The following is a 25,977-nucleotide window of genomic DNA, read 5'->3' as shown; positions in this document are numbered from 1 at the left end:
ATCTGACGCAGCGCCTCGCCGGCCGGGTCGCCGTCATCACCGGCGGCGCCAGCGGCATCGGTCTCGCCACCGCGGTGCGCTTCGCCCGCGAGGGAGCGCGCGTGGTCATCGCCGACGTCGACGTCGCGCGCGGCACCGAGGCGGCGGAGCTGCTCGGCGGGATGTTCGTGCGGGTCGACGTCACGAGCGAGGCCGAGGTCGACGCGCTCTTCCAGGCCGCGGTCGACGCCTACGGCTCGGTCGACATCGCCTTCAACAACGCGGGCATCTCGCCTCCGGACGACGACTCGATCGAGACGACCGAGCTGCCGGCCTGGGAGCGGGTGCAGGACGTGAATCTGAAGTCGGTCTACCTCTGCTGCCGGGCGGCGCTGCGGCACATGACCCGGCAGGGCCGCGGCTCGATCATCAACACCGCGTCGTTCGTGGCCGTGCTCGGCTCGGCGACCTCGCAGATCAGCTACACCGCCTCGAAGGGCGGCGTGCTCGCGATGAGCCGCGAGCTCGGCGTGCAGTACGCCCGCCAGGGCATCCGGGTGAACGCGCTCTGCCCCGGGCCGGTCAACACGGCGCTGCTGCAGGAGCTGTTCGCGGCGGACCCGGTGCGGGCGCAGCGCCGGCTCGTGCACATCCCGATCGGGCGGTTCGCCGAGCCGGAGGAGCTGGCCGCCGCGGTGGCCTTCCTCGCGAGCGACGACGCCTCGTTCATCACCGGCTCGACCTTCCTCGTCGACGGCGGCATCTCCTCCGCCTACGTCACGCCGGAGTGACCGGCGCGGACTCCGGGCCCGCGGCCGGGCCGGCGGTGAGCGCCGGCGAGGCGGTCCTGCGGCCCGTGCGCTCGGGCAACGCCTTCGAGGAGACGGTGCAGCGGCTGATGCAGACGGTGCGGCTCGGGCTGGTGGCGCCCGGCGAGCGGCTGCCGGCCGAGCGCGAGCTGGCCCGGCGGCTCGCCGTGGGGCGCGACACGCTGCGCGAGGCGATCGCGTCGCTGGTGGACGCCGGGTACCTCGAGGTGCGACGCGGCCGCTACGGCGGCACCTTCGTCGCGGTCGAGCTGCCGGCGGTGCCGACCGGGCGGCGCGGCTTCGACCGGGCCGAGATCGACGACGTGGTGGGGCTCCGCGAGATCCTCGAGGTGGGCGCGGTGCGCCTGGCCGCGGCGGCCGAGTTGAGTGCGGCCGACCGGGAGCAGCTGTTCGACGCGCTCGGGGCGGTGGAGGACGCGAGCCAGGAGGACTACCGCCGCCGGGATTCCCGGCTGCACCTGGTGCTCGCCGAGCTGGCCGGCGTGCCGTCGCTGCTGCCGCTCGTCGCCGAGAACCGGATGCGGCTGAACGCCCTGCTCGACGACATCCCGCTGCTGCCGCGCAACATCGCGCACGCGGACGAGCAGCACCGGGCGCTCGTGATCGCCGTCCTGTCGGGGCGGGCGGACGAGGCGGCGCGGCTGGCCGGCGAGCACGTGCGGGCGTCGGCCGCGCTGCTCCGGGCGTTCCTGGCCTGAGGGGCGGCGGAGGTGACGCCGGTCAGTTGACGTCGGTGCCGGTCGCGAGCGCGACGAACGGCACCAGAAGACCGAGGAAGAGCAGCGCGACGACGAAGAGGACGACGAGGCCGATCATCACGGCGTTCAGGACGATGCCCCAGATCGCGAGGGTGCGCCCGGTCGGCTCGCGGCGGAGGCCGAGGATGCCGAAGATCAGGCCGGCGACGGGGGCGATCACGGTGAGGCCGAAGAAGACCGAGGTGACGCCGAGGATGAGGCTGGTCAGCGAGAACGGGGTGGACGGCGCGGGGGTGGCGGCGGCGGGGGCGACGGGCGGGACACCGTAGGGCGCGGGGTGCTGGGCGGCGGGCTGTGCGGCGGGCTGCTGCTCGCGCTGCGCTCGCTCCCGCTCCTGCTCCTGCACCGGGGCCGGGTCGGTCAGGACGGCGGTGGCGCCGTAGACCTCGGTGGGCTTCGCGTCGGCGGCGGTCGCGGTGGTGGGGACGGCGGTGGTGGCACTGGAGGGGGTGGACTCGGTGTTCGACATGGTCGGTGCTCCTTCTGCGGGTGGGATGCCGGGGGCGCCCGGCGACTCCTCCACGCTACGGAGCGGCCGCGCGGCATCCCATCCGGGTAACCCCCGGGGCGGCGGGGGACGTCCCCGCCCCTCGCCGGGGGCGGGTGGGAGACTGGAGTGCCGGCGGATCGCCGGCGGGATCGCGAGGGAGCGGTGGCGGATGGACGACGACGACACGCTGCGCCGCCGCCGCGACGGCCGCGGCGCCCGGGCGATCTGGTTCGCGGGGCTCTCGGCGATCGCCGGCTTCGTCATCCTCTCGCCGCTGATCTCTCTGACGGCGACCGTGATGGCGTGGGGCGCGCGCCGCCGCACCGGCACCCTGAGCGACCGCAACGGCGTCGTCGCCGTGAACTGGCAGCTCACCTACCTGGCGCTCCAGCTGATGCTCGTCCCGCTGCACCTCGCGCTGGTCTCGGCGCGCGACGCCTACGGCGGCGGCTGGCCCACCCTCACGATCGCGGCGATCCTCGGCCTCTTCGTGCTGAACCTCGTGCTCTCCGTCGTGCTCGGGATCCGCTCGGGGCGGGGGCACAGCGTGCGGCTCGTCCTCGCGGTGCCGTTCGTGCGCTCCTCGCGAGCGGCGCGCTGACCGCGCCGCGCCCTTCTTCAGCGACCGCAGCGTCCGTCGGCCGTCACGCTCACCGGCGGCGGTGTCGGAGGAAGAGCACCAGGCGGCTGATCAGGCAGGTGATCGCGACGGAGAGGGCGATCGGTACGACGTCGAGCGAGAGGGTCACGCCGACGGCACCGGCGACGGCGCTTCCGACGGACAACCCGACGAACAGGATCGCGAGGAAGCCCCACGGTGTGTGCGCCCCGTACAGCGACCTCCGGTCGTGCCGGTCACTCGAGCGTTCTGGATCTCCCATCCGAGAACCAAACGCAGATGCCCTCGCTCAGGAGGCTCTCGGCGGCCCTCGTCGGGTGTCGGCGTGCGATGTCGGCCTTCCGGCCGTCCGATGGCGCGACGGGCCGTGCAGTCCGGCCGTCGCGGAGGGCCTGCCGAGCCCGCGCCCGCGGGGTGGCAGGGTTGTCGGGTGACGCCGATCGCCTTCCCCCCGCCCGTGTCCGTGGTCGCCGACGACGGGACGCGGATCGCGACCTACGCGGTCGGCGACGAGGGGGCTCCGACCGTGCTGGCGGTGCACGGCTTCGCGTCGAACGCGGTGCTGAACTGGGAGACGGCGGGCTGGCTGCGGACGCTGAGCCGCGCGGGCTACCGCGTGGTGGCGCTCGACCAGCGCGGGCACGGGGCCAGCGAGAAGCCGCACCGGGCCGGCGCCTACGGGGTCGATCCGATGGTGGCCGACATCGTCCGGGTGATCGAGACCTACGACCTGATCGCTCCGCACTACCTGGGCTACTCGCTCGGCGCGCGGATGGGCTGGGTGCTCGGACTCGAGCGCCCGGAGCTGCTGGCGACCCTCAGCCTCGGCGGGCTCACCGTGGGCGAGCCGCTCCGGCACTTCGACGCGGCGGCGGCGCGGGCGCGGGTGGCAGACGGCGGCGAGATCGACGACGGCTTCACCCGCGCGTTCATCGGCATGGCGGAGGGCGTGGCCGGCAACGACCTCGCCGCGCTGGTGGCGGTGGCGGACGGCGTCCGCGGCGGGGCGCATCCGGAGCTCGGGGTGCACCCGGCACTGCCGACCCTGATGGTGACCGGCGGCGCCGACCCCATCGCACCCGGCGGGGCGCGGCTGGCGGAGGAGGCGGGGGCGCGCTTCGTCAGCGTCCCGGGCCGCGACCACACCAGCACGGTTCCGGCACGCGCGTTCAAGGACGCGGTGCTCGCCTTCCTCGCCGAGCACGCCTGAGCGGCCGCCGTCCGATCTGCAGGCGATCCCGCCGGGAAAGGGCCCTCCGCCGTGCGTCCGGTCGCGCGACGGCCCGGACCGCCTGCAGATCGAACGGAGGGCCGCCGGACGCGCGCGGCGTAGCATCGCGGCATGCTTGCGATCCGCGTCGAGAACCCCGGCCCCGACTCCCGCCTCGTGCTCGAGGAGGTGCCGACCCCGTCTCCCGGCCCCGGCGAGGTGCTGCTGCGCGTGGCCGCCGCCGGCGTCAACCGGGCCGACCTCGGGCAGCGCGCCGGCGTCTATCCGCCGCCCGCCGGGGCCTCGGAGATCCTCGGCATGGAGGTCTCGGGCACGGTCGTCGGCCTCGGCGAGGGCGTGACCGCGGTGGCGGAGGGCGAGGAGGTCTGCGCGCTGCTCTCGGGCGGCGGCTACGCCGAGCACGTCGTCGTCGACGCGGGCCTGCTGCTGCCCGTCCCCGACGGTGTCGGGCTGATCTCGGCGGCCGCGCTGCCCGAGACGACCGCGACCGTCTGGTCGAACCTGGTGCTGGTGGCGGGGCTCCGCGCCGGCGAGACGGTGCTGATCCACGGCGGCGGCAGCGGGATCGGCACGACGGGGATCCAGATCGCGTCGGCGATCGGGGCGCGCGTCGCCGTCACGGCCGGCAGTCCGCGCAAGCTCGACGCCTGCCGGGCGCTCGGCGCGGACATCCTGATCGACTACCGCGAGCAGGACTTCGTGGAGCGCATCGCCGCCGAGACCGACGGCGGGGTCGACGTGATCCTCGATCCGGTCGGCGGCGACTACCTCGCCCGGGACATCGAGGCGCTCGCGCTCGGCGGTCGCGTCGTGTTCATCGGCAACCAGTCCGGCGCGGAGGGCGCGCTCGACATCGGGACGCTGATGCGCAAGCGCGCGTCGGTGCACGCGACGACACTCCGCGCCCGCCCACTGGAGGAGCGGCGTGCGATCGTCGCCGCGGTGCGCGAGAAGGTGTGGCCGCTGGTCGCGGGCGGGACGGTGCGGCCGGTGGTCGACGAGGTGATCCCGCTGGCCGAGGCGGAGCGGGCGCACGAGCGGATGCGCTCCTCCGGGCACATCGGCAAGCTGCTGCTCACGCCGTGAGGACGGCCGGCAGGGGCGGACGGCTTCACAAGATCAGCTGAGAAGCGACCTCGTCCACGATGGTGGAGGAGGTCCGCTCCCGGCTGATGTTCTGTCGGCGACGAGCTCAGACCGCCGCGCGCAGCAGGCCGAGCGATCGGTTGATGCCGTCGACGTCGACGCTCGCCGGGTCGAAGGTCGCCCCGGCGGCGAGGCCGAGGGCGTCCAGCGCCTCCGCGTGATCGGCCGAGGCCGGATCGGTCGCGGCTCGGACCGTGTCGGCCCACGCGGCCGGACCACCGGGGGCGTCGAGCGGAGCGGCGCCCCGGGCCCCCGTGCAGCGCGGCAGCGCGGCCCGCAGCGGCGAGACCGACTCGAGGCGGATGACGTGGCGCCACTCGTCCTCGAGGTCGTAGACGTAGAACAGCTCGTCGTCGACGCTCTCGAGCACTTCGGCGAGCGCGACGCCGCCCTCGTCGACCAGGTCGGCGCCGAGCTCCTCGGCATCGGCCGGCGAGCCGATCGGCGCGCGCTCCTCGTCGGGCACGCCGACGCTGAAGTAGTGCGGCTGCGCGTCGGTCCAGCCGAGCGAGAGCTGCAGCGCGAGGTGCAGATCGCGCAGCGACGACTCCGAGGACAGCTCGAGCCGGCGCCAGACGACCGGCTTGGTGCCGAGGAGCGAGACGTGCAGGGCGTAGGAGGCGTCGGTGTCCTCCGTCGCCTCGTCGAGGATCTCGAGGCGGGTCGCGTCGCGGGCGCCGAGCAGCACGATGCTCGCTCGGACCACCGAGGCGAGGACGGGCTGCAGGCCCTCGGGCAGCACGTAGCCGAACTCGGGCGAGTGCAGCAGCAGGCCGAGCTCGGCGGCGTCGTCGAGCATCCGCTCGGCCGAGCCGACCATCCGCTCGCGCTCGTCGAGCGCCTCCTCGAGCGAGACGTCGAGGTCGGCGGCGAGCTCGTCGACCAGCTCGCCGACGACGAGGCCCTCGTGGATCTGCGCCTGGCAGGCGACGGCCATCCGCACCAGGACGGCGTCGGTCGTCGTGATCGCGCGCTCGCGCGGCGAGAAGGCGCCGTTCTCGGTGTCGGCGGCGGCGAGCGCCTCCTGCGAGCTGGCGAGCCACTGCTCGACGAAGCGGGCGATGTAGGCGATGCGCTCGACCGTCGCCTCGCGAGCGTCGGAGCTGCGCCAGGGCCGGGCGGCGTCGCCGAGGCCCGCGGTCGAGCCGTCGGTCTCGAGCACGTCGGAGGCGACCAGCGCGTCCCACCAGGCCGAGACGGGGATGCGGACGGCGTCGTCGCTCGGGGTCGAGCCGGCGGAGGAGATGCCCGCCTCGACCACGATCTCGCGGGCGGCGCGCTCAGTGATCGTCGCGTCGGCGGTCGCGGCGAGGTGCTCGACCACGACGTCGGCGGCGTGCACGAGCGCGGTGGCGCGGGCGGCGGTGAGCATCTCGGCGTCCGGGACCTCGTCGACCTCGAGCAGGTCGTCGAGGACGGCCTCGACGAAGGAGCCGGCGAGGTCGAGGACCTCGTCGAGCACGGCCTGGCACTCGTCGAGCTCCTCGTCGGTGCCGGTCCAGAGGTCCTCGTCGGTGAGGAAGTCGAGGAAGTGCTCGACCACCTCGGCGACGGTGAAGAGGGTGTCGTCGAGGTCGGCCTCGCTCTCCTCACCGGAGAGGTCGGCCTCGATCTGGTCGAAGACGGCCTCGAGCAGCTCTGCGTCGGGCTGGGCGAACGAGCCGCGCGGGCGGAGGTCGCGGGTCATGGCGAAGAGATCGGTGAGGACCTCGACGGCCTCGTCGACGTCGAGGTGCTCGTGCATCACGGCGACGTCGGCCAGGTGGGAGCGGTACCAGCTGCGGAACCGCACCATCAGCGCGGTCTCGGCCGTGCGGCCGCCGCCCTGACCGCCCGATCCGCCGGAGCGCCCGCCTCCGGATCGTCCCTGATTGCGCTTCTTGCCCATCGTTCCTCCGCGACCGCTCCACTCACGACGAAGCAGTACAGCCTACCCAGTGCTCGCGCGCCGCGGTACGCACGGCGGGCTCCCGTGGGTGAACGGTGCAGGAACTCGGCGGAGCGGCTCGACGGAGCGGCTCGGCCGGCCCGGCCGGGCGGCTGCACCCCGCGGAGACGGGGTGGGAGTGCGCCTTGACGCGGCAGCGCGGTCCTGCCTGACTGGGGCCGACACGAGGAGACGCGCATGGCCGGGATCACCGGGTTCGACCACATCGGAGTGACGGTCCACGACCTCGAGGCGGCGACCGCGTTCTTCGTCGGGCTGGGTCTCGTGCTCGAGGGACGGGCGCCCGTGGAGGGCGAGTTCCTCGACACGGTGGTCGGCATGCAGGACGCCCGCACCGACATCGTGATGCTGCGTCCGCCCGGCGGCGGGACCGCCGTCGAGCTCTCACGGTTCGTCCGGCCGGCGCCGCGGCCCGTCCCCGCCCCCGTCGATGCGGACGAGCCGGGGCTTCGGAGCCTCGCCTTCGTCGTCGACGACCTCGCCGCCGTCCTCGAGCGGCTCGCGGCCGACGGGTACGGACTGGTCGGCGGTGTCGACGAGTACGAGGGGGCCTGGCGCATGGCGTACGTCCGCGGACCGGAGGGCGTCATCGTCGCACTCAGCGAGCGCTTGGCCTGAGGCGCTCCTCCGCTCGGATCGATCCGTCACGGACGGATCTCCCGCGTGCTCCGGCACGTGCTTCTCCGACGGATCGATCGGTGCATCGGCGGTGCGGCCGCGCGCGGGTCGGCGTAGCGTCGGGCCATGGGTGCATGGAGTGGAGAGCCGTTCGGCAACGACACGGCGAGCGACTGGGTCTACGAGCTCGACGAGGCCGGCGACTGGCAGTACGTCCGCGAGGCGCTGGAGACCGCCGTCGCGCCGAGAGGGGTGGACGCCGATGCGGCGACCTGCGCGATCGCGGCCGCCGAGGTGGTCGCGCGCGGGCTCGGCCGCGAGGGCGGTCCGCACGCCGACACGATCGCGCACTTCGTGCAGCGGGCCGGGCGACCCGACGACGAGCTCGTGGCGCTCGCCCTCGCCGCGCTGGCCGCCTCCGACTCGCCCGGGAGCGAGCTCACGGAGCTCTGGGAGGAGGCCGACCCGGACGAGTGGCGCGAGGCCAACGACGCGGTGCGGAGCGTGCTCGAGGAAGCCTGATCGCCACAGCCCCCTCCTCTGCAGCGACTCGCGCCTCCCGTCGCACTAGCGTGGCGGGGAGCGGCCGGAGCCGACCGCGACGACTGCGACGAGGGGCGACGATGCCGGACTTCACCACGGACGACGGGGTCCGGCTGAGCTGGACCGAGCAGGGCGACCCCGCGGGGCGCCCGGTGGTGCTGATCGCGGGGTTCAAGGCGCCGGCGACGAGCTGGAAGCCGCAGCAGGGGCCGCTCGCCGAGGCGGGCTACCGGGTGGTCTCGTTCGACCGGCGCGGGCACGGGCTGTCCGAGCGGACGGAGGCCGGCGCGACGATGCTGCGGCACGGGGCGGATCTCGCGCAGCTGCTCGAGCACCTGGATCTGCGCGGTGCCGCGCTGGTCGGCGGCTCGATGGGCGGCAACTCGATCTGGGCGTTCCTCGCGGGGGCGGGCGTGGAGGCGGCGAGCCGGGTCGAGCGCATCGTGATCGTCGACCAGACGCCGCGGATGCTGAACGGCGAGGACTGGCCCTACGGCTTCTACGACTACACCGAGGCGAATCGCGACACCCTCTTCGCGACGACGATCCCCGATCCGGGCCGGTGGAGCGTCGCGTCGAAGGGGCCGGTGCGCATCGCTCGGCTGCTGAAGGCGCTCGGCGGTGGCGAGCGGCGCGAGCTGACCGAGACCGAGCGGCGGCTCCTGAACGACCACGCGGCGGCGGACTGGCGGCCGGTGATCGCGCGGACGGGCGTGCCGGTGCTCTTCGTCGCCGGGCGCGAGAGCGAGTTCTGGCCGGCCGAGCACGCGGCGGCGGCGGCAGCACTCGCTCCGCACGGCGACTCGCTCGTGATCGAGAAGGACGGGCACGCGGCGAACATCGAGCAGCCGAAGGTGTTCACCGAGGCCCTGCTGGAGTTCCTGGCGCGCTGAGGCGGGCGGCGCGTCAGCCAGGGAACGCCTTGCCCGGGTTGAGCACGCCGAGCGGGTCGAGCGCGTCCTTGATCGAGCGGTGCATTGCGAGCACGCGCGGCCCGAGCTCGTCGGCCGCGCCAGGCAGCTTGAGCAGGCCCACGCCGTGCTCGCCGGTGACGGTGCCGCCGAGCGCCAGGCAGTCGGCGACGATGCGGTCGAAGGCGCTCTTCGCGCGGTCCTTCGCGGCGTCGTCGCCCTCGGGCGCGATGATCAACGGGTGCAGGTTGCCGTCGCCGGCGTGCGCGATGGTCGCGATCACCACGTCGTGGTCCTCTGCGGCGGAGCGGATGCGGGCGAGCATCTCTGGGACCGCGCCGCGCGGCACGCAGACGTCCTCGGTCAGCACCGGGCCGAGGCGCTCGAGCGCCGGGTAGGCGAGGCGGCGGGCGAGGAAGAGCCGGTCGACCTCGTCCTGGTCGGTGGCCTGCTCGACGGAGAGGGCGCGGGCGCCGGCCATCAGCGCCTCGACACGGTCCGCGGCGGCGCGGCCCGCCTCGCCCGGCTCGTCGACCTTCGCCAGCAGCAGCGTGTCGACGCCGTGCGGCAGGCCGAGGTGCTGCCAGTCGTCGACGGCGCGCAGGCAGGTGCTGTCGATGATCTCGAGCGCGGACGGGATGATGCCGGCGGCCGAGATCGCGGCGACCGCGACTCCGGCGGCCTCGAGCGAGGCGAAGGAGCCGACGACGGCGCGCTGCTCGCGGCCGGCGAGCGGGAGCAGGCGGAGGGTGAGCTCGACGATGATGCCGAGGGTGCCCTCGGAGCCGACCATCAGGCCGGTGAGGTCGTAGCCGACGACGCCCTTCGCGGTGCGGCGGCCGAGGTTCACCAGCGAGCCGTCGGCGAGGACGACCTTCATCCCGAGCACGTAATCGCGGGTGACGCCGTACTTGACGCAGCAGATGCCGCCGGCGTTGGTCGCGGCGTTGCCGCCGATCGTCGAGATGGCGGAGCTGGCCGGGTCCGGCGGGTACCAGAGCCCGACCTCGGCGACGGCCGCCCGCAGTGCGTCGTTGATCACGCCGGGCTGGGCGACGACGAAGCGCTCGTCGGCGTCGATCTCGAGGACGGCGGTCATCCGCTCGAGCGAGACGACGAGGCAGCCGGTGAGGGCGTTGGCGCCGCCGGACAGGCCGGTGCCGGCACCGCGCGGGACGACGCTGAGGCCCTCGCGGGCGGCGACGCGGACGGCGTGCGCCACGTCCTCCGCGCTCTCGGCGACGACGACCGCGAGCGGCAGCCCGGAGGGCGCCCACTCGGCGTCGTCGTGGCGGTACGCCTCGAGGACGTCGTGGTCGGTGAGCACGCGGTCGCCGAGCAGCGCGCGCAGGTCGGCGAGCACGCGGTCCCGGACGTGCGGGCCGTCCTGGGTCCGCACGCGATCCTGGGTCTGCATCGGCACCGTCTCCACGACGGACGAACCTACACCCGGCGCCTGCGGGGCCTTCGGCGGGTCAGGCTCCGAGCCCCGTGATCAGGGCGCGGTGGAAGACCTCGCCGCGCTCGAGCGCCGCGACGTCGACGCGCTCGTCGACCCCGTGGATGCCGGCGCGCTGCTCCTTCGACATCAGCAGCGGCGCGAAGCGGTAGACGGCGGGCGCGAAGCGGTGCAGGTGCCGGGAGTCGGTGGCCGCGTTGATCACGTAGGGCACGACCGCGGCGTCCGGGTGCGACACGGCGAGCGCCGCCCGCACGGCGGCGAACGGAGCGCCGTCGCTCGGCGACTGCGGCGACGGGTCCTCCCCCGCGACGACCTCGACGGTCAGCTCGCGGTCGCGGACGCGGCGGCGGACGCGCTCGGTGGCGCTCGACACCGTCTCGCCGGGCGCGAGGCGCAGGTTCAGCACGACCGACGCCTCCGCCGCGAGCACGTTGTCGGCGGTGCCGGCGCGCAGCATCGTCGGGGCGATCGTGGTGCGCACCAGCGCGGCGGTCTCGCCGCCGAGCGCGGCGAGCAGGGGCGCGGCGACCTGCGGGCGCGACCCGAGCAGCCGGTAGAGAGTGCCGCGACGCCCGGGCGCGCGCTCGGCGAGGAGCGTCAGCGCGCGGGCGAGCGCCTCGGGACCCAGGCGGGGAAGGTCGACGGGGTGAGCCGGGTGACCGCGCGCCAGGCGGCCGACGGCGGTGAGGCGCGGCGGAGCGGAGGCGTGGCCGCCGGCCGAGCGCGCGGTCAGGCGCAGCGTGAGCAGGCCCTTCTCGCCGACGCCGATCATCGCGACCGGGCCGACGACGCCGGGCAGCGGCGCCTCGACGACGGCGCTGCCCTCGTCGAGCACCAGCCACGGCACGACCCCGCGCTCGCGCAGGGTGGCGGCGACGGCGCACGCTGCGGATCCGCGCACCTCCTCGTCGCCGCCGAAGGCGAGCAGGACGTCGCGGGCGGGGACGACGCCGGCGGCCAGCAGGTTCTCCACGGCCTCGAGCACGACGACGAGCGGTCCCTTGTCGTCGAGCGCGCCGCGGCCCCAGACCGCGCCGCCGACGATCTCGCCGCCGAACGGCGGGTGCGTCCAGGCGGCGGGGTCCTCGACCGGCACCACGTCGAGGTGCGCCATCAGGACCAGCGGATCCGCCCCGGAGTCGCGGCCCGGCCAGCGGTAGAGGAGTCCGCGGTCGGTGATGCGCTCGAGCTCGAGGCGCTCGTGCGTCAGCGGGTAGAGCTCGCGCAGCAGCGCGAGCGGCTCGTCGACGGTCTCGAGTTCGGCGGACACCGTGCGCAGGCGGATCAGCCGCGCGAGGCGCTCGGGCAGGCCGGGGCGCGGGGTGATGTCGTGCACGGGGTCCTCGATCCGTCGCGGGGCGTGCGCCCATGGTGGCGCACCGGGGCGGGGGCGGGGCGGACGGGCGGGTCGGTGGCGCTCCGCCTCCTCCGCCCGGCCCTGGGCCCGGCCGCTCGCCTCGCGTGTTTCGATCGTGAGAAATTCCGAAGCGATCTCGCGGCGGGGGTTGCGCCCCGGGCCGGTTCTCGTTGGAATCGCCGGATGACCGACACCACGAACGCCGAGTCCGCCGCCCCCGCGAAGGGCGGAGGATCGCTGAAGAAGGTCATCACCGGCCCGCTCCTCTTCGCCTTCATCGTCGGCGACACGCTTGGCGCCGGCATCTACACGCTGGTCGGGACGATGGCCACCGACGTCGGCGGCGTGATCTGGCTGCCGCTGCTCATCGCGCTCGTCATCGCCCTGCTGACGGCCGGCACCTACGCCGAGCTGATCACCAAGTACCCGCACGCCGGCGGCGCCGCCCGCTACGCCGACCGGGCGTTCGGCAAGCCGTACCTGTCGTTCCTCGTCGGCTTCCTGATGATGGCGTCCGGGATCACGACCGCGGCCTCGCTCGCCAACGCCTTCGCCGGCGACTACCTCGGCGCGCTGCTCGACGTGCCGGCCGCACCGACGGCCGTCGTCTTCATCGCGGTCCTCACGCTGATCAACCTGCGCGGAGTGAAGGAGTCGCTCACCGCGAACCTGGTCGCGTCGGTGATCGAGGTGAGCGGACTGGTGATCGTGATCGTCTGCGCAGCGATCTTCTTCGGTGGCGGCAACGGCGACCCGGGCCGGATCTTCGAGTTCGCGCCCGACGTCGCTCCGCTGCAGGGCGCGTTCGCCGCGTCCATCGTCGCCTTCTTCTCCTTCCTCGGCTTCGAGGCGGCGGCCAACATGGCGGAGGAGGTGCGGAACCCGTCGAAGGTCTACCCGCGGGCGCTCTTCGGCGCACTGATCACCGCCGCCGTCGTCTACCTGCTGATCGCCCTCGGCGCGGTGATCGTGCTGCCGAACGAGGAGCTCGCGGAGTCGACGGGCCCGCTGCTCGACGTGGTCGCGGCGAGCGGAGTGGCGGTGCCGCCGTGGCTGTTCGGCCTGATCGCGCTGATCGCGATCGCGAACGGCGCGCTGCTGTTCATGGTGATGGCGAGCCGGGTCGGCTTCGGGCTGGCGAAGTCGGGGCTGATGCCGAGCGCATTCGGCCGGGTGCTGCCGAACCGCCGCACGCCGTGGGTGTCGATCGTCGTGGTCGGCGGCGCGACCGCCGCGCTGAGCCTGGTCGGCGACGTCGGAACCCTCGCCGAGACGACCGTGCTGCTGCTGCTCCTGGTCTTCATCTCGGCGAACGTCTCGGTGCTGGTGCTGAAGAAGGACCGCGTCGACCACCCGCACTTCTCGGTGCCGCGCGTCGTGCCGGTGCTGGCGATCATCACGAGCGCCGTGCTGCTGACCCAGCAGACCGGCGTGGTCTGGCTGGGCACCGCCGGCTACGTCGTGGTCGGCACGCTGCTCTTCCTGGCGACCCGCCTCGGCAAGAAGAAGCACGCGGAGCAGACCGCGGCGGCCGAGAGCTCGGACGCGGACCGCTCCTGAGCGGACTCCGGCGCCTCGGCGGCGCACGACGTCAGCTGAGACCGCTCGTCATCCACCATCGGCGTTGAGCCGGTGCCTCAGCTGACGTCGTGCCGGCGGTGTGGGACCGTGGGGCATGTCCGTCTCCCTCGCGCCGCTCCCACCCGACGAACTGACGGCGTGGAGGTCCGTCCAACGCAGGACGTACGTCGCTGATCGGATCCGAGCGGGCGACGACGAGGCCGCCGCGGTGCGGAACGCGGACGCGAACGACGAGCGGCTCTTCCCGGGCGGCGACCTCGCGCCGGGCCACGACCTGCTGCGGATCCTCGACGACGGACGCCCGGTCGGGGTGCTCTGGGTCGGCCCGCACCCGCAGGACCTCGAGGGCGTCGCCTACGTCTGGGACGTCGAGGTCGACCCGGCCGAGCGGGGCCGCGGGTTCGGCCGCGCGGCGATGCTGCTGGCGGAGGAGCACGCCCGCTCGCGCGGCTACCGGGCGCTCGCGCTGAACGTCTTCGGCTTCAACACCGCGGCCCGCGGGCTGTACGAGTCGCTCGGCTACGAGCCGACGGCTCTGCAGTTGCGGAAGGAACTCGGCCGGCCGGACATGTGACAGGGCCTGGCGGCGCGGCGAAGCCCCGCTCGGGTCCGGTCGGTGGCGGGTGGCGAGGCAGTGGACGCGAAGGGGGGGCCTCGCCGCGATCGCACGCTCGGCGGATCTCGGGCGTCGAAGCGAGCGGGGGCAGGGTGACCGCCGCACCGCCGCTGTAGGTTGGCAGCCATGCCCGATGACGAGGTCCTCGACGCCCTCCGCGCCTTCGTGCGCGAGCGCGACTGGGCGCAGTTCCACACGCCGGAGAACCTCGCGAAGAGCATCAGCATCGAGTCGGGCGAGCTGCTCGAGTGCTTCCAGTGGGGCGAGGGCGACCTCCCCTCGGCCGTCGACGAGCTCGCGGACGTGCTGACCTACTCTCTCCTGCTCGCCGACCGACTCGGGGTGGACGCGGGCGAGATCGTCCTCGCGAAGCTCGAGAGGACCAGGGCCAAGTACCCGGTGGAGAAGGCTCGCGGGAGAAGCACCAGGCATGACCGGCTTTAGCGTCGAGCGACTCCCGTTCGACTCCGATCGGGTGCGCGTGTGGGGCGCCGCCGACCCGCGGCACCGGAACTGGCCCGTCGTCTACGTGCTCGACAGCGCCTCGGAGGTCTACGTCGGCGAGTCGCTGAACGCCGAGGGGCGACTGCGCCAGCACCTCGACTCGCCGGAGAAGAGCCGGCTGGACCGGGTGCGGGTCGTCCTCGACGACACCTTCAACAAGTCGGCCTGCCTCGACCTCGAATCGTTCCTCCTGCGGATGCTCTCGGGGGAGGGCCGCCTGGCTGTCCTCAATCACAACGCCGGCATCACCGACGCCGACTACTTCGACCGCGCGTCCTACCGCCGGACGTTCGACGAGGTGTTCGAGGTCCTCCGCACCGAGGAGAAGCTCTTCCAGCGGACGCTCCCCGAGATCGTCAACAGCGATCTCTTCAAGCTGTCTCCGTTCAAGGCGCTGAACCACGATCAGGCGATCGCGGTCGAGGACATCCTCGAAGGGCTGTTCACCGACCTCGAGTCCGGCGGTCCCAGCACCGTCGTCGTGCAGGGCGATCCGGGGACCGGGAAGACCGTCGTCGCCATCTACCTGCTGAAGCTGCTGCAGGACATCCGCGAGCACGACCCGGAGGAGCCGCTGGACGGCGACTCGATCTTCAGCGAGTTCTTCACCCCGGGCCACGCGGAGCTGCTGTCGACGCTGCGGGTCGGCCTCGTCGTGCCGCAGCAGTCGCTGCGCGGGTCGATCTCCCGGGTCTTCAGCCTCACCCCGGGACTGTCGAAGGACCTGGTGCTGACGCCCTTCCAGGTCGGCGAGAGCGACGAGCCGTTCGATCTGCTCCTCGTCGACGAAGCGCACCGGCTCAGCCAGCGGGCGAACCAGCCCTCGGGGCCGCTCAACCGCAAGTTCATCGACATCAACGAGCGGCTGTTCGGCGAGGACTCGCTCGAGTACACGCAGCTGGACTGGATCCGCGCGCGGAGCAGGCACACGATCCTGATGCTGGACACCGCGCAGACCGTCCGCCCAGCGGACCTGCCCGCGACGGTCACCCGCGCCGTCCTCGCGGAGGCGTCGGCCGAGGGCCGGGTCTACCCGCTCCGCTCGCAGATGCGCATCGCCGCGGAGAAGGACTACGTCGGCTACGTCCGCGCCGCGCTGTCCGATGATCCGCCGTCGGCGCGCGAGGACTTCGGCGAGTACGACCTGCGCTTCTTCGACGATCCGGGCGAGCTGCGCCGCTCGATCGTCGAGCGCGACCGGGAGCACGGCCTCTCACGACTGGTCGCGGGCTACGCGTGGAAGTGGGTCACGAAGACGGACAGGAGCGCCTTCGACATCGTGATCGGCGACGAGTCGCTCCGCTGGAATCAGACGCAGCGCGACTGGATCAACTCCCCCGGCGCGATCGACGAGGTCGGCTCGATCCACACGGTGCAGGGCTACGACCTCAACTACGCGGGCGTCATCATCGGCCGCGATCTGCGCTTCGACACCGCCTCGGGACGCGTCGTCTTCGACCGCTCGCACTACTTCGACAAGAAGGGGCGCGAGAACAACCCGAAGCTCGGCATCACCTACAGCGACGAGGACCTGCTCGCGTACGTCCGCAACATCTACACGGTGCTGCTCACGCGCGGCATCAGGGGGACGTACGTGCACGTCTGCGACGAGGCGCTCCGCGAGCACCTGGCGCGCTACTTCTGAGGGGGCGCGAGAAGTCGCCGACGTTCGGAAGAGGGAGGACGCAGCGGGGAGCCGCACAGACGTATCGCCCCTGACCGGCACCGACGCGCGCGTCGGCCTGAACGACCCGTCAGCGGCCCGTCAGGGCAGGAGCTCGATCATGCCCGGGCGGGCCTTCATCGCGTGAATGACGAGTTCGTGGCCGCTGTCGAAGATCAGGACGACCGTCTCGAGGAGCCGACCGCGGGTATCGAAGCCCAGGCGGAGCTGACGCGCCGGAGAGTCGTCGTCGAGTTCCTCGACCCAGAGCGCCAGGTCTGCGGCGTGGACGGCGTCGTCCGCCGAGATCCCGTGCTTGAGCGCCGAAGGGTGGACCTTCACGCCGCCGACGCGGCGAGCGCCTCGCGGACGACCTCGGAGCGCGTCTTGTGCTCCCGGGCGGCGCGCTCGTCGAGTGCGGCGAGCTCGTCCAGGGTGAGCCGAACGGCGACGACCTGCGAGGGGAGAGCGCCTCTACCGGGGCGTCCTCGGCCTCTCGCCTTGAGGGCATCGATGTCGTAGCCGCGCTCCGCCTCCGCCGCCCACTCTGCGATCTGCTCCTCCGTCACCGGCCGGCCGTCGATCGTCTCCCCGTCGCTCATGACGATTATCGTAATACGGAACTCGATTCCGAGCGATCGGAGTGTTGGACGAGACCGACGGCGCGCGCGGGCCGCGCAGAACGTCGGCTGAGAGCGGTCGCCGTCCGCCATCGTGGCTGAGGTCGGCTCCGGGCTGATGTTGCGCGGCGGGCTGTGCGAGCGGGCGGCGTGACCGCGTCGCTCGCGCCCTTCCCGTCCGCGGACTTGTCGCCTGGCTCACCGAGACGGAGCTTCACACCTATGCCGCCCTTCACCGCGACCGCGTCGGGAAGCATCTGCCACACGATCAGCGTGCAGAGCATCACCCGTGCACGCGGGACCGACGCCGGTCAGGCGCGGGACCCCCGGGCAGCGAGGAATCGAGCCACCCTGTCGGAGCGGACGGTATCGGTCGGCACCGAGCGGTTCTCCAAGGCGGCCGAGGCACGCGTCGATCGCTCTGCGGCACGGCGGAGAGCCTCGGCGGTCACGTCTTTGCGCTTCATGGAGCCTCCTCCGGCTGATCGGTCGCCCTCCGACCGTGACGACCTGCACCTCGCTGTGCGATGGGCAGCGAACGGGGTGCGTCCTCGGCGGTCAGGGGGCGGAGAACGTGACGGAGATGCCGTCGCTGGGGACAGTGTCGGCGGCGAGCGTCGCCGCGGCGCGGTCGGCGTCGCTCGTCAGGGTCACGTCGAGGTGGTCGGAGTCGGCGCGGAAGCCCGCGGCGGGGACGGCGGCCGAGATCGCGGTCCAGAGGCGCTCCGCGTCGTCGAGCCACGGGCCCGGGGAGCCGGTGACGAGCTGCGCGCGGTCGGCGCTCTGGACGCTGATGTGCAGGGGTGGGGCGTCGGGGAGCAGCGCGGGCGCGTCGCGGGCGAGTGCGAAGGCGTCCGCGGCGGACGTCCCCTCCGCCAGGAAGAGGCTCAGTCCGCTGACGCGGTCCTCGCTGTCGTCGGCGGCGAGGGCGAGGGACGAGACCCGCGAGTCGTCCCGGAGCGCGAGCGCGGCCGCGATCCGGCCGGACGTAAGGGCGTCGTCGCCGGAGACGGGCAGGGTGAGGTCCTCGGCGTCGAGGAGGATCCGCACGTCGCCCGTCGGACGCTTCGCGGCGAAGGTGGCCAACCGGGCGGCGAGGGACGTCAGGTCGGCATCGGACAGGTCCTCGCGGGCCACGACCTCGGCGCTCACTCCGCCGCTGAACGGCCTGTCGTCGACGCTCGCGAGCTCCACATCGGCGACCGACTCGTCGCTGCCGAAGGTCCGCGCGAAGTCCGCGCGGAAGGAGTCGCCGCTGCAGCCGGCCAGCAGGAGCACCGCGGTCAGCGCCAGCGCGGCGCCGCCGAGCGCGCGCGTCCGACCCTGCCTCATCCGGTCAGCGTACGTCCGGACCGCGGGGCCCGCGGGGAGTGGACGGATCGCCCTTCCCGTGCTCGACAAGCCTGAGGCGTGCTCGATCCGTCGCGAACGGTCGTCCGCCGGCCGTCGAGGCGGCCGTCCGCGACGGATCGGCGGTCAGCTCGTCGAGGGGACGGCGGTGGGATCGCCGGTGAGGCCGGTGGGAGCGGCGGGCTCGGCGGCCGACGCCACTCCCCGGCCGAACGCCTGGCCCTGCAGGATCGCGCCGAGGTCGACGCCGGTCGCGGACTTCACGCTGTCGAAGGTGGCCGCGAGGCTCGCCGCCTGCTCCCGGGCGATGTGGGTGCCGGCGGTGTCGCCGCCGATCAGGGTGACGGTGCCGACGTTCTGGTAGCCCTTCGCGAACTCCGCCATGAGGGAGGGGAGCTGTCCGATGAGCTCGCGGCCCAGGATCGCCTCCTGGTTCTCGCGGAGGGCCTCCGCCTCGGCCTGGATCGCGGCCGCGCTCGCCTCACCCTTAGCGCGGATGGCCTCCGCCTCGGCCGCGGCGTTCGCGCGCAGGGCCTCGGCCTCGGCGCCGGCCTTGGCCCGCAGGGCGTGGGCCTCCGCCTCGGCGCGGGCGCTCAGAGCCGCCGCCTCGGCCGCGGCGGACGCCTGACGGGCCTCGGCCTGGCGCTGGACGGCGTAGGCCTCGGCGTCGGACACCTGCTGCGCGACCTGGCGATCCGTCGAGGCCTTCTTCTCGCGCCCGTAGGCGTCGGCGTCGGCCTCGGTCTGGCGGCGGTACTTCTCGGCGTCGGCGACGCGCTTGACGTCGGCGTCGAGCTCGGCCTGCCGGTTCTCGGCGCGCTGGACGAGGACGGCCTGCTCGCGCTCGGCGCGGGCGAGGTTCTCGGCCTGCTCGGCCTCGGCGTTGGCGCGGCCGACCTCGGACTTCGAGGCGGCGGTGTTCTTGTCGAAGGCGGTCTGCTCGATCAGGTTCGCCTCGTCGGTGGCGAGCTGACGGGCCTTGACCTCGCGGGCCGCGTTGATCCGGGCGACGTCGGCCTCGCGGCGGACGCGCTCGATCTCCTGCGCGCCGAGCGCCTCGATGTAGCCGTTGCGGTCGGTGACGCCCTGGATGGCGAAGGAGTCGAGGACGAGCCCCTGGGCGAGCAGGTCGCCCTTGATGCCCTCGGCGATCTCGTCACCGAGCTTCTGGCGGTCCTGCATGACCTCCTCGACGCTGAGCTTCGCGACGACGCCGCGCAGCGCGCCCTCGAGCTGCTCGGTCGTGAAGACGTCGATCGACTGGTCCTGAGAGGCGAACCGCTCGGCGGCGGCGCGCACCTGGTCGGGCGTGGAGCCGATCTTGACGAGGGCGACGCCCGCGAGGTGGATCGTGACGCCGTTCTTGGTCTGCGCGACCGGCTCCATCTTGATCTGCCGCGACCGCAGCGAGATGCGGTCGGAGCGCTGGGTCAGCTTGTTGACGAAGGCGCCGCCGCCGGTGATGACGGTCATGTTCGAGGTCAGGCCGTCGTCGCCCTTCTGCTTCTTTCCGACGATCACGATGGCCTCGTCGGCCTGCGGGACCTGGTACCAGGCCCGGAAGATGAAGAAGCCGATGATGGCGAGCAGCAGCACGACGCCGACGACGATGCCGGCGCCGACGACCCAGAGCAGATCAGAATTCATGGACGAGAGACCCCCTTCTCGGAACCCGCGGGAGGCGGGTTTCTGAGCGATGTACAGGTTCATCGTGGCATGCCGGGAGGAGTCGGGCGTCGGCCGGGCGGGGGATGCAGCGGCCCTGCGCGAGACGCGCGGCGCTGCCGGAACGACACAGCCGGAACAGCGGCGGGCGACAGCCGGGCGAGGATCCTCAGGGCGAGGAGGAGAAGTGCTGGGGTACCTGGACTCGAACCAAGAACAACTGAACCAGAATCAGTCGTGTTGCCAATTACACCATACCCCAATGGTCATCCGGCGGTGAGGCCGGGACCAGATGGCGATCGGGGGTGAACCCGGCGCCGAGAGACGACAGTACCCTACGGACGGACGTCGCTCAAATCGACCGGCCCGGGCTACGGACGGACGTCGCTCAGATCGGCGGCCCGGGTGTCGATGGCGGGGGCCTCCGACTCGGGCGCGGCCTCGCCGAGGCGGGCGCGGACGAGGTCGCGGTTGATCGCCGAGGCGACCTGCGCGCCGGAGCCGGCGGCGACGATCAGCTGCTGCGGTCCGGGGGCGGTGACCTCGCCGGCGCCGTAGAGGCCGGGGACGGAGGTGCGGCCGCCCGCGTCGACGCGGAGGAAGCCGTCGGCGTCCACGTCGGGGCCGGCCGGGTCGAGGTAGTCGAGGACGGGCACCCAGACCGGGCGGACGAAGGCGCCGGTGCGCGGGATGACGTCGCCGTCGGCGAGGGCGACTCCGGTCATCACGGCGCGCTCCCCCGCGAGGTCGGCGACGGGGCGGCGCTCGACGCGGATGCCGATCGAGCCGAGCAGCGACTCGTCGGCGTCGCTGACGACTCCGACGCCGTTGGTGAAGACGATGAGGTCGGTCGACCACTGCGAGAGCAGCATGGCGCGCTCGGCGAGGTCGGCGGTCTCGCCGATCAGCGCGAGCGGCTCGCCGGCCTTCTCGTAGCCGTCGCACTCCATGCAGCTGTGCACGGCGGTGCCGTAGTAGGCGCGGAGGCTCGGCAGCGTCGGCAGGCGCTCGGAGAGGCCGCCGGCGACGACGACGGCGGTCGCGAGCACCGAGCGGTCGGCCGAGCCGCGGACGCCCTTCGCGGTGACGACGAACTCGCCGCCGGAGCGCTCGACGGAGGTGACCATCGCGTTGTGCACCTCGGCCTCGTCGTACTGCTCCAGCTCGGCGCGGCCGAGGCGGCGCAGCTCGAGCGGCGAGACGCCGTCGCGGGTGAGGAAGCCGTGCGAGTGCAGGGTCGCCGCGTTGCGCGGCCGGTTGCTGTCGAGCAGCAGCACGCTGCGGCGCGCACGAACGAGATTCAGCCCGGCGGACAGGCCCGCGGGACCGGCTCCGATGATGACGACGTCGTAGTGGCCGCCCTGCACCTCCGCCACGATCAGCTCCGGGTGTCGGCGAGGCGGGCGAGGCGGGCGATCGACTCGGACTTGCCGAGGATCTCCATCGACTCGAACAGCGGCGGCGAGACGCGGCGGCCCGAGATCGCGGTGCGCAACGGCCCGTAGGCGATGCGGGGCTTGAGGCCCAGGCCCTCGATCAGGGCGCCGGCGAGCGCCTCCTGGATCGAAGCGGTCAGCCACTCCCCCTCGGGCACGAGCTCGAGGGCGCCGATCGATGCGGCGAGGACCTCGCCGGCGTTCGCGGGCAGGCCCTTCAGCGCGTCCTCGTCGTAGGAGAGGGCGTCGGCGGTGGTGAAGAGGAAGCCGAGCATGCCGGGCGCCTCGCCGAGCAGGCCGATCCGCTCCTGGACGAGCGGGGCGGCGGCGTCGAGGACGGCGCGCTGGTCGGCGGTCGGCCGGCCCTCGAGAACGCCGGCGGCGATCAGGTAGGGGATGGTGCGCTCGGTGAAGTCGTCGACCGCGAGCAGGCGGATGTGGTCGCCGTTGATCGACTCGGCCTTCTTGAGGTCGAAGCGGGCCGGGTTGGGGTTCACGTCGGCGACGTCGAAGGCGGCGATCATCTCGTCGATCGAGAAGACGTCGCGGTCGTGGGTGAGCGACCAGCCGAGCAGGGCGAGGTAGTTGACCAGGCCCTCGGGGATGAAGCCGCGGTCGCGGTGGTGGAAGAGGTTGGCCGAGGGGTCGCGCTTGGAGAGCTTCTTGTTGCCCTCCCCCATCACGTAGGGGAGGTGACCGAAGCGCGGGACGAACGTCGTCACTCCGATGTCGATCAGCGCGTGGTACAGCGCGATCTGGCGCGCGGTGGAGGGCAGGATGTCCTCGCCGCGGAGGACGTGGGTGATCTGCATGAGCGCGTCGTCGACCGGGTTCACCAGCGTGTAGAGCGGCTGGCCGTTGGGGCGGACGACGACGAAGTCGCTGAACGAGCCGGCCGGGAAGGTGATCTCGCCGCGGACGAGGTCGTCGAAGGAGAGGTCGGCGTCCGGGACGCGCAGGCGCAGCGCGGGGCTGCGGCCCTCGGCGCGGAAGGCGGCGCGCTGCTCCTCGGTGAGGTCGCGGTCGTGGTTGTCGTAGCCGTGCTGCTTGGCGCGGCCGGCCGCCTCGTTGCGGGCGTCGATCTCCTCCGCGTTCGAGTAGCTCTCGTAGAGGTGGCCGGAGGCGAGCAGGCGCTGGATGACGTCGGTGTAGACGTCGCTGCGCTCGGACTGGCGGTACGGGCCGTGCGGGCCGCCGACTCCGACGCCCTCGTCCCAGTCGAGCTTCAGCCACTGCAGCGCGTCGATGAGCTGCTCGTAGCTCTCCTCGCTGTCGCGGGCCGCGTCGGTGTCCTCGATCCGGAAGACGAAGGTGCCTCCGGTGTGCCGCGCGTAGGCCCAGTTGAACAGGGCGGTGCGGATGAGGCCGACGTGCGGCGTCCCGGTCGGGGACGGGCAGAAGCGGACGCGGACGTCGCTCCCGGTCGCGGTGGTGAACGGGTGCGCGTCGTGGGCGCGATCGGAGGGCGGGGTGAGCTCAGACATACGCGGCGATTCTAGCGGCGGGGCGGGGATCGGGGGCGGACTGGACAGCGAGGGGGCGGGAGGGGGATGGGGCGGGGTCGGAGTGGTGGGCGGGGCGGGGGGGGTCTGCGGGGCGGAGGTGGCGCGGGCCGAGGTCGGGCTCGCGGAAACCGGTTCGGCTCGCGGGAAACGGGCGATTCGGCGAGCCGGACGTCAATCTGCGAGCCGGAGGTGACGCGGGCCGAGGCTCGGCTCGTGGAAACCGGTCCGGCTCGCGGGAATCAGGCGATTCGGCGAGCCGGACGTCAATCTGCGAGCCGGAGGTGACGCGGACCGAGGTTCGGCTCGCGGAAACCCGTTCGGCTCGCGGGAATCAGGTGATTCAGCGAGCCGGACGTCATTCTGCGAGCCCGAGGTGACGCGGGTCGCGGTTCGGCTCGCGGAAACCGGTCCGGCTCGCGGGAAATGGGCGATTCAGCGAGCCGGACGCGAATCTGCGAGCCGGAGGTGACTCGGACCGAGATTCGGCTCGCGGAAACCGGTCCGGCTCGCGGGAATCGGGCGATTCGGCGAGCCGGACGTCATTCTGCGAGCCGGAGGTGCCACGGGTCGAGGCTCGGCTCGCGGAAATCCGTTCGGCTCGCGGGAAACGGGCGATTCAGCGAGCCGGACGCGAATCTGCGAGCCGGAGGTGACGAGGACCGAGGTTCGGCTCGCGGAAACCCGTTCGGCTCGCCGGATTCAGACGATTCAGCGAGCCGGACGCGAATCTGCGAGCCGGAGGTGACGCGGGCCGAGGTTCGGCTCGCGGAAACCGGTTCGGCTCGCGGGAATCAGGCGATTCGGCGAGCCGGACGTCATTCTGCGAGCCGGAGGTGCCACGGGTCGAGGCTCGGCTCGCGGAAACAGGCTCGGCTCGCGGGAAACGGGAGATTCAGCGAGCCGGACGCGGATCTGCGAGCCGGAGGTGGTTCGACGTGCCGGAGGCGGGTGCGCTCGGGGTGCCTAGCGCGAAGCAGTGCTCCGAGTCAACGGACTTCTAGAACGAGAGGAGCAGTGGTGGCCTGTGGGCACCGCTTCTCCCGGGGCCGCTCGACGACGAGCGCGTCGCAACCCGCCGCTCCGGACCTGGGCGCCAGCATGCCCGGAAGGGGTACCGATGAGCACGGTCGTTCTCGCCACCGCCACTGCACTCCCCGCCCCCGTGCCGCCCGCCCCTGTGCCGCCCGCCTCCGTGCCGCCCGCGCTCCCCCCGGCGGCCGGATCGCCGCGCGAGGAGAAGGACGCGCGCACGCTCTCGCTGTTCCAGGCGGCGGCCGGCGCCGACGACGCCGAGGGCGCGCGGATCCGCGAGCGCATCGTGCTCGACCACCTCGGCCTGGCCGAGGCGATGGCGAACCGGGTCTCCCGCGGCGGCGGCGATCGCGCGGATCTCCGGCAGGTCGCCTACGTCGGTCTCGTGAAGGCGGCCCGGCGGTTCAGCCCGGAGCGCGGCGACAGCTTCGCCGCGTTCGCGGTGCCCACGATCACGGGTGAGCTGAAGCGCCATCTCCGCGATCTGGGCTGGATGATCCGGCCGCCCCGCGGGGTGCAGGAGCTGCACCGGCGCTCGGCGGTCGTCGCCGACGAGCTGGCGCAGGAGCTCGGCCGTCATCCGTCCGATCGCGAGATCGCGCGGCGGCTCGGCGTCGACCCGGCCGAGGTCGCGGACGCGCGCTCGGCGGGGCACCCGCTCTCGCTCGACGAGTCGGTCGGCGAGACCGGCGTCCGCCTGGGCGAGACGCTCGGCGGAGACGACGCGGACCTCGCCGCGATCGACCGCCGGCACGGTCTGGCCGAGGCGCTCGCGGAGCTGGAGGCCGGCCAGCGCGAGCTGCTCCGGATGCGCTTCGTCGAGGAGATGACGCAGCAGCAGATCGCCGACGCGCTCGGGACCACGCAGATGCAGGTCTCGCGGCTGCAGCGCCGGATCCTCGCGCAGCTCGCCGACCGCCTCGGCGCCCCCTCGCGCAGCCATCAGCCCAGGGCGGCCCGCGCGCGGGTCGCGACCGTCACGCCCGTCCGCCCGGCAGCGCGGCTGCGGACCGCCTGAGGTGCGCCTCGGCGCGCGAGGGCAGAGCGGCGAGCGCGTCGAGCACGTGCTCGGTCTGCACCGCGAGCAGCGCGGGGTCCGGCTCGGAGGAGAAGACGTCGCCGCGGCGGAGCGACGCGTCGGTCAGCACGACGTGCGGTCCGCTCACCGGCGGGCCCCAGGCCTCGGGCGGCGCCGGTCCGAAGATCACCACCGACGGGATGCCGTAGGCCGAGGCGAGGTGCGCGGCTCCGGTGTCGACGGTGACGAGGACCTCGGAGGCTGCGACGACCGCCGCGAACCCGGTCAGGTCGATCGTGCCGGCGAGCACCTCGCCGGTGCCGGCCAGCTCGGCGACGCGGCGGGCGCGGTCGGCCTCGTTCGCACCCCCGGTGTAGACGACGCGGTGGCCCTCGGCGGCGAGCGAGCGGGCGACGGCGGCGAAGCGCTCCTCCGGCCACTCGCGCGAGCCGTAGAAGGCGCCGATGTGCACGATCGCGGCGCCGGCGACCGGAGCCGGCGCGTCCGGGACGGCGATGGCCACGTCCTCCGGGTCGGCGTCGAGGCCGATGGAGTTGACCAGGCGGGCCCAGCGGGCGCGCTCGAGCTCCCCGTCGATCCAGAGCGGGCGCGGGTCGTCGTGGCTCGCATCCGGGTCGAGGGCGGGGACGCGGAAATCGAGCCGGCGCTGCGGCTCCAGCGCGATCAGGGCGTCGCGCGACTCCGGGCCGTTGCCGTGCAGGTTGACGGCCAGCTCGATCCGGCCCGGATCGACCGGCAGCGGGTCGTCGAGACCGCGGAGGGTCGGGACGAGCGCGTCGAGGCCGTCGACGAGGTCGACGATCGGCTCGAGCCAGGGCGTGGTCGCGAGGATCAGCCGGTGCTCGGGGAACCCGCGGCGCAGGGCCTTGAGCGCGGGGACGGCCACGAGGAGGTCGCCGAGCTTGAGGGCTCGCAGGGCGAGGATCTCCGGGGTGCCGTCGGGGGCGGTGAGAGCGCGCACGGCGCCTCCTTCCTGTCGGAGGTCCCGTACCCCGCTCCGAGCGGCTCAGACGCGGGATCCTCAGACGCGGGATCCTCGGACGCGGGATCCTCAGGCGCGCGGATCCCCGGACC

25 protein-coding genes and 1 tRNA gene are annotated in these 25,977 nt (G+C 73.4%); 13 read left to right on the top strand and 13 right to left on the bottom strand.

The genetic code is table 11. The features are described from left to right. Nucleotides 1-2 precede the first annotated feature (2 nt). Together GSU72_RS06440 and GSU72_RS06435 are read left to right on the top strand one after the other, a co-directional pair. The gene (locus tag GSU72_RS06440) at nt 3-770 is read left to right on the top strand and encodes a 3-oxoacyl-ACP reductase (protein WP_348272846.1); all 768 of its coding nucleotides are present in this window, start codon (nt 3-5) and stop codon (nt 768-770) included. After that, nucleotides 767-1,507: a GntR family transcriptional regulator gene (locus tag GSU72_RS06435; RefSeq protein ID WP_244256015.1), complete on the top strand. Its 741-nt coding sequence runs from the start codon at nt 767-769 to the stop codon at nt 1,505-1,507. The genes GSU72_RS06440 and GSU72_RS06435 overlap by 4 nt, the downstream gene beginning before the upstream one ends. A gap of 22 nt (nt 1,508-1,529) precedes the next feature. Here the strand turns inward: GSU72_RS06435 and GSU72_RS21505 are convergent, their stop codons facing one another. After that, nucleotides 1,530-2,036, bottom strand: coding sequence for a DUF4190 domain-containing protein (locus tag GSU72_RS21505; protein ID WP_244256014.1), 507 nt, complete (start codon nt 2,034-2,036; stop codon nt 1,530-1,532). Nucleotides 2,037-2,226: 190 nt separating this feature from the next. Between GSU72_RS21505 and GSU72_RS06425 the strand changes: the two genes are divergently transcribed. Next, nucleotides 2,227-2,658, top strand: coding sequence for a DUF4870 domain-containing protein (locus tag GSU72_RS06425; RefSeq protein ID WP_159984295.1), 432 nt, complete (start codon nt 2,227-2,229; stop codon nt 2,656-2,658). A gap of 49 nt (nt 2,659-2,707) precedes the next feature. Here GSU72_RS06425 and GSU72_RS06420 read toward each other — a convergent pair whose 3' ends face one another. Then, nucleotides 2,708-2,938: a hypothetical protein gene (locus GSU72_RS06420; RefSeq protein ID WP_159984294.1), complete on the bottom strand. Its 231-nt coding sequence runs from the start codon at nt 2,936-2,938 to the stop codon at nt 2,708-2,710. Nucleotides 2,939-3,106: 168 nt separating this feature from the next. Here GSU72_RS06420 and GSU72_RS06415 point away from each other — a divergent pair, with 168 nt between their 5' ends. Then, nucleotides 3,107-3,886 carry an alpha/beta hydrolase gene (locus GSU72_RS06415; RefSeq protein ID WP_159984293.1) on the top strand — a complete coding sequence of 260 codons (780 nt, stop codon included), beginning with the start codon at nt 3,107-3,109 and terminating at the stop codon, nt 3,884-3,886. 132 nt (nt 3,887-4,018) lie between these two features. Then, nucleotides 4,019-4,993, top strand: a complete 975-nt coding sequence (locus GSU72_RS06410; RefSeq protein ID WP_159984292.1) for an NAD(P)H-quinone oxidoreductase — start codon at nt 4,019-4,021, stop codon at nt 4,991-4,993. A 106-nt stretch (nt 4,994-5,099) separates the two neighbouring features. On the opposite strand, the gene GSU72_RS06405 is transcribed toward GSU72_RS06410, so the two are convergent. Further along, nucleotides 5,100-6,941, bottom strand: coding sequence for a plasmid pRiA4b ORF-3 family protein (locus tag GSU72_RS06405; RefSeq protein WP_159984291.1), 1,842 nt, complete (start codon nt 6,939-6,941; stop codon nt 5,100-5,102). Nucleotides 6,942-7,178: 237 nt separating this feature from the next. Here GSU72_RS06405 and GSU72_RS06400 point away from each other — a divergent pair, with 237 nt between their 5' ends. The 3 genes from GSU72_RS06400 (at nt 7,179) to GSU72_RS06390 (ending at nt 9,055) form a co-directional block, all read left to right on the top strand. Beyond that, nucleotides 7,179-7,619, top strand: a complete 441-nt coding sequence (locus GSU72_RS06400) for a VOC family protein (RefSeq protein WP_159984290.1) — start codon at nt 7,179-7,181, stop codon at nt 7,617-7,619. Between the two features lie 126 nt (nt 7,620-7,745). Continuing rightward, nucleotides 7,746-8,141, top strand: a complete 396-nt coding sequence (locus tag GSU72_RS06395; protein ID WP_159984289.1) for a DUF4259 domain-containing protein — start codon at nt 7,746-7,748, stop codon at nt 8,139-8,141. A 101-nt stretch (nt 8,142-8,242) separates the two neighbouring features. Further along, on the top strand, nt 8,243-9,055 hold the full coding sequence (locus GSU72_RS06390; RefSeq protein ID WP_159984288.1) for an alpha/beta hydrolase: 813 nt from the start codon (nt 8,243-8,245) through the stop codon (nt 9,053-9,055). 13 nt (nt 9,056-9,068) lie between these two features. Here the strand turns inward: GSU72_RS06390 and GSU72_RS06385 are convergent, their stop codons facing one another. Further along, the gene (locus GSU72_RS06385) at nt 9,069-10,490 is read right to left on the bottom strand and encodes an FAD-linked oxidase C-terminal domain-containing protein (RefSeq protein ID WP_159984287.1); all 1,422 of its coding nucleotides are present in this window, start codon (nt 10,488-10,490) and stop codon (nt 9,069-9,071) included. 58 nt (nt 10,491-10,548) lie between these two features. Beyond that, nucleotides 10,549-11,871, bottom strand: coding sequence for a M20/M25/M40 family metallo-hydrolase (locus tag GSU72_RS06380; RefSeq protein WP_159984286.1), 1,323 nt, complete (start codon nt 11,869-11,871; stop codon nt 10,549-10,551). A 204-nt stretch (nt 11,872-12,075) separates the two neighbouring features. Here GSU72_RS06380 and GSU72_RS06375 point away from each other — a divergent pair, with 204 nt between their 5' ends. The 4 genes from GSU72_RS06375 (at nt 12,076) to GSU72_RS06360 (ending at nt 16,238) form a co-directional block, all read left to right on the top strand. Next, entirely contained in the window at nt 12,076-13,452 is a 1,377-nt protein-coding gene (locus GSU72_RS06375) for an APC family permease (protein WP_159984285.1), read from the top strand. Between the two features lie 229 nt (nt 13,453-13,681). After that, nucleotides 13,682-14,047: a GNAT family N-acetyltransferase gene (locus GSU72_RS06370; RefSeq protein ID WP_208545161.1), complete on the top strand. Its 366-nt coding sequence runs from the start codon at nt 13,682-13,684 to the stop codon at nt 14,045-14,047. 168 nt (nt 14,048-14,215) lie between these two features. Continuing rightward, on the top strand, nt 14,216-14,533 hold the full coding sequence (locus GSU72_RS06365; protein WP_159984283.1) for a nucleotide pyrophosphohydrolase: 318 nt from the start codon (nt 14,216-14,218) through the stop codon (nt 14,531-14,533). Next, a complete protein-coding gene (locus GSU72_RS06360) occupies nt 14,520-16,238 on the top strand; it encodes a DUF2075 domain-containing protein (protein WP_159984282.1) in 1,719 nt (572 codons plus the stop codon). Before GSU72_RS06365 ends, GSU72_RS06360 begins: the two co-directional genes overlap by 14 nt. 120 nt (nt 16,239-16,358) lie before the next feature. Here the strand turns inward: GSU72_RS06360 and GSU72_RS06355 are convergent, their stop codons facing one another. The 7 genes from GSU72_RS06355 to gltX all read right to left on the bottom strand — a co-directional run bounded on the left by GSU72_RS06355 (nt 16,359) and on the right by gltX (nt 22,811). Next, nucleotides 16,359-16,598: a toxin gene (locus GSU72_RS06355; protein WP_159984281.1), complete on the bottom strand. Its 240-nt coding sequence runs from the start codon at nt 16,596-16,598 to the stop codon at nt 16,359-16,361. Further along, entirely contained in the window at nt 16,595-16,858 is a 264-nt protein-coding gene (locus GSU72_RS06350) for a ribbon-helix-helix protein, CopG family (protein ID WP_159984280.1), read from the bottom strand. The genes GSU72_RS06355 and GSU72_RS06350 overlap by 4 nt, the downstream gene beginning before the upstream one ends. 576 nt (nt 16,859-17,434) lie before the next feature. Further along, the gene (locus tag GSU72_RS06345; protein ID WP_159984279.1) at nt 17,435-18,208 is read right to left on the bottom strand and encodes a hypothetical protein; all 774 of its coding nucleotides are present in this window, start codon (nt 18,206-18,208) and stop codon (nt 17,435-17,437) included. A gap of 144 nt (nt 18,209-18,352) precedes the next feature. Continuing rightward, nucleotides 18,353-19,873, bottom strand: coding sequence for an SPFH domain-containing protein (locus GSU72_RS06340; protein WP_159984278.1), 1,521 nt, complete (start codon nt 19,871-19,873; stop codon nt 18,353-18,355). 208 nt (nt 19,874-20,081) lie between these two features. After that, nucleotides 20,082-20,153, bottom strand: a tRNA-Gln gene (locus GSU72_RS06335). Between the two features lie 109 nt (nt 20,154-20,262). After that, nucleotides 20,263-21,267 carry an NAD(P)/FAD-dependent oxidoreductase gene (locus GSU72_RS06330; RefSeq protein ID WP_244256013.1) on the bottom strand — a complete coding sequence of 335 codons (1,005 nt, stop codon included), beginning with the start codon at nt 21,265-21,267 and terminating at the stop codon, nt 20,263-20,265. A 2-nt stretch (nt 21,268-21,269) separates the two neighbouring features. Continuing rightward, nucleotides 21,270-22,811 (bottom strand): glutamate--tRNA ligase, encoded by a 1,542-nt coding sequence (gene gltX, locus GSU72_RS06325; protein WP_159984277.1) that lies wholly within the window; start codon nt 22,809-22,811, stop codon nt 21,270-21,272. Nucleotides 22,812-23,949: 1,138 nt separating this feature from the next. On the opposite strand from gltX, the gene GSU72_RS06320 reads away from it, so the two are divergent. Then, on the top strand, nt 23,950-24,882 hold the full coding sequence (locus tag GSU72_RS06320) for a sigma-70 family RNA polymerase sigma factor (RefSeq protein WP_159984276.1): 933 nt from the start codon (nt 23,950-23,952) through the stop codon (nt 24,880-24,882). Here GSU72_RS06320 and GSU72_RS06315 read toward each other — a convergent pair. Next, complete coding sequence (locus GSU72_RS06315; RefSeq protein WP_159984275.1) at nt 24,842-25,864, bottom strand: glycosyltransferase family 9 protein; 1,023 nt, start codon at nt 25,862-25,864, stop codon at nt 24,842-24,844. The two genes, GSU72_RS06320 and GSU72_RS06315, sit on opposite strands and share 41 nt — an antisense overlap. Nucleotides 25,865-25,977: the final 113 nt, after the last annotated feature.

The sequence above is a fragment of the Rathayibacter sp. VKM Ac-2760 genome, assembly GCF_009834185.1.
Lineage (GTDB): Bacteria > Actinomycetota > Actinomycetes > Actinomycetales > Microbacteriaceae > Rathayibacter.
This window is presented reverse-complemented; position numbering and strand designations above follow the sequence as displayed.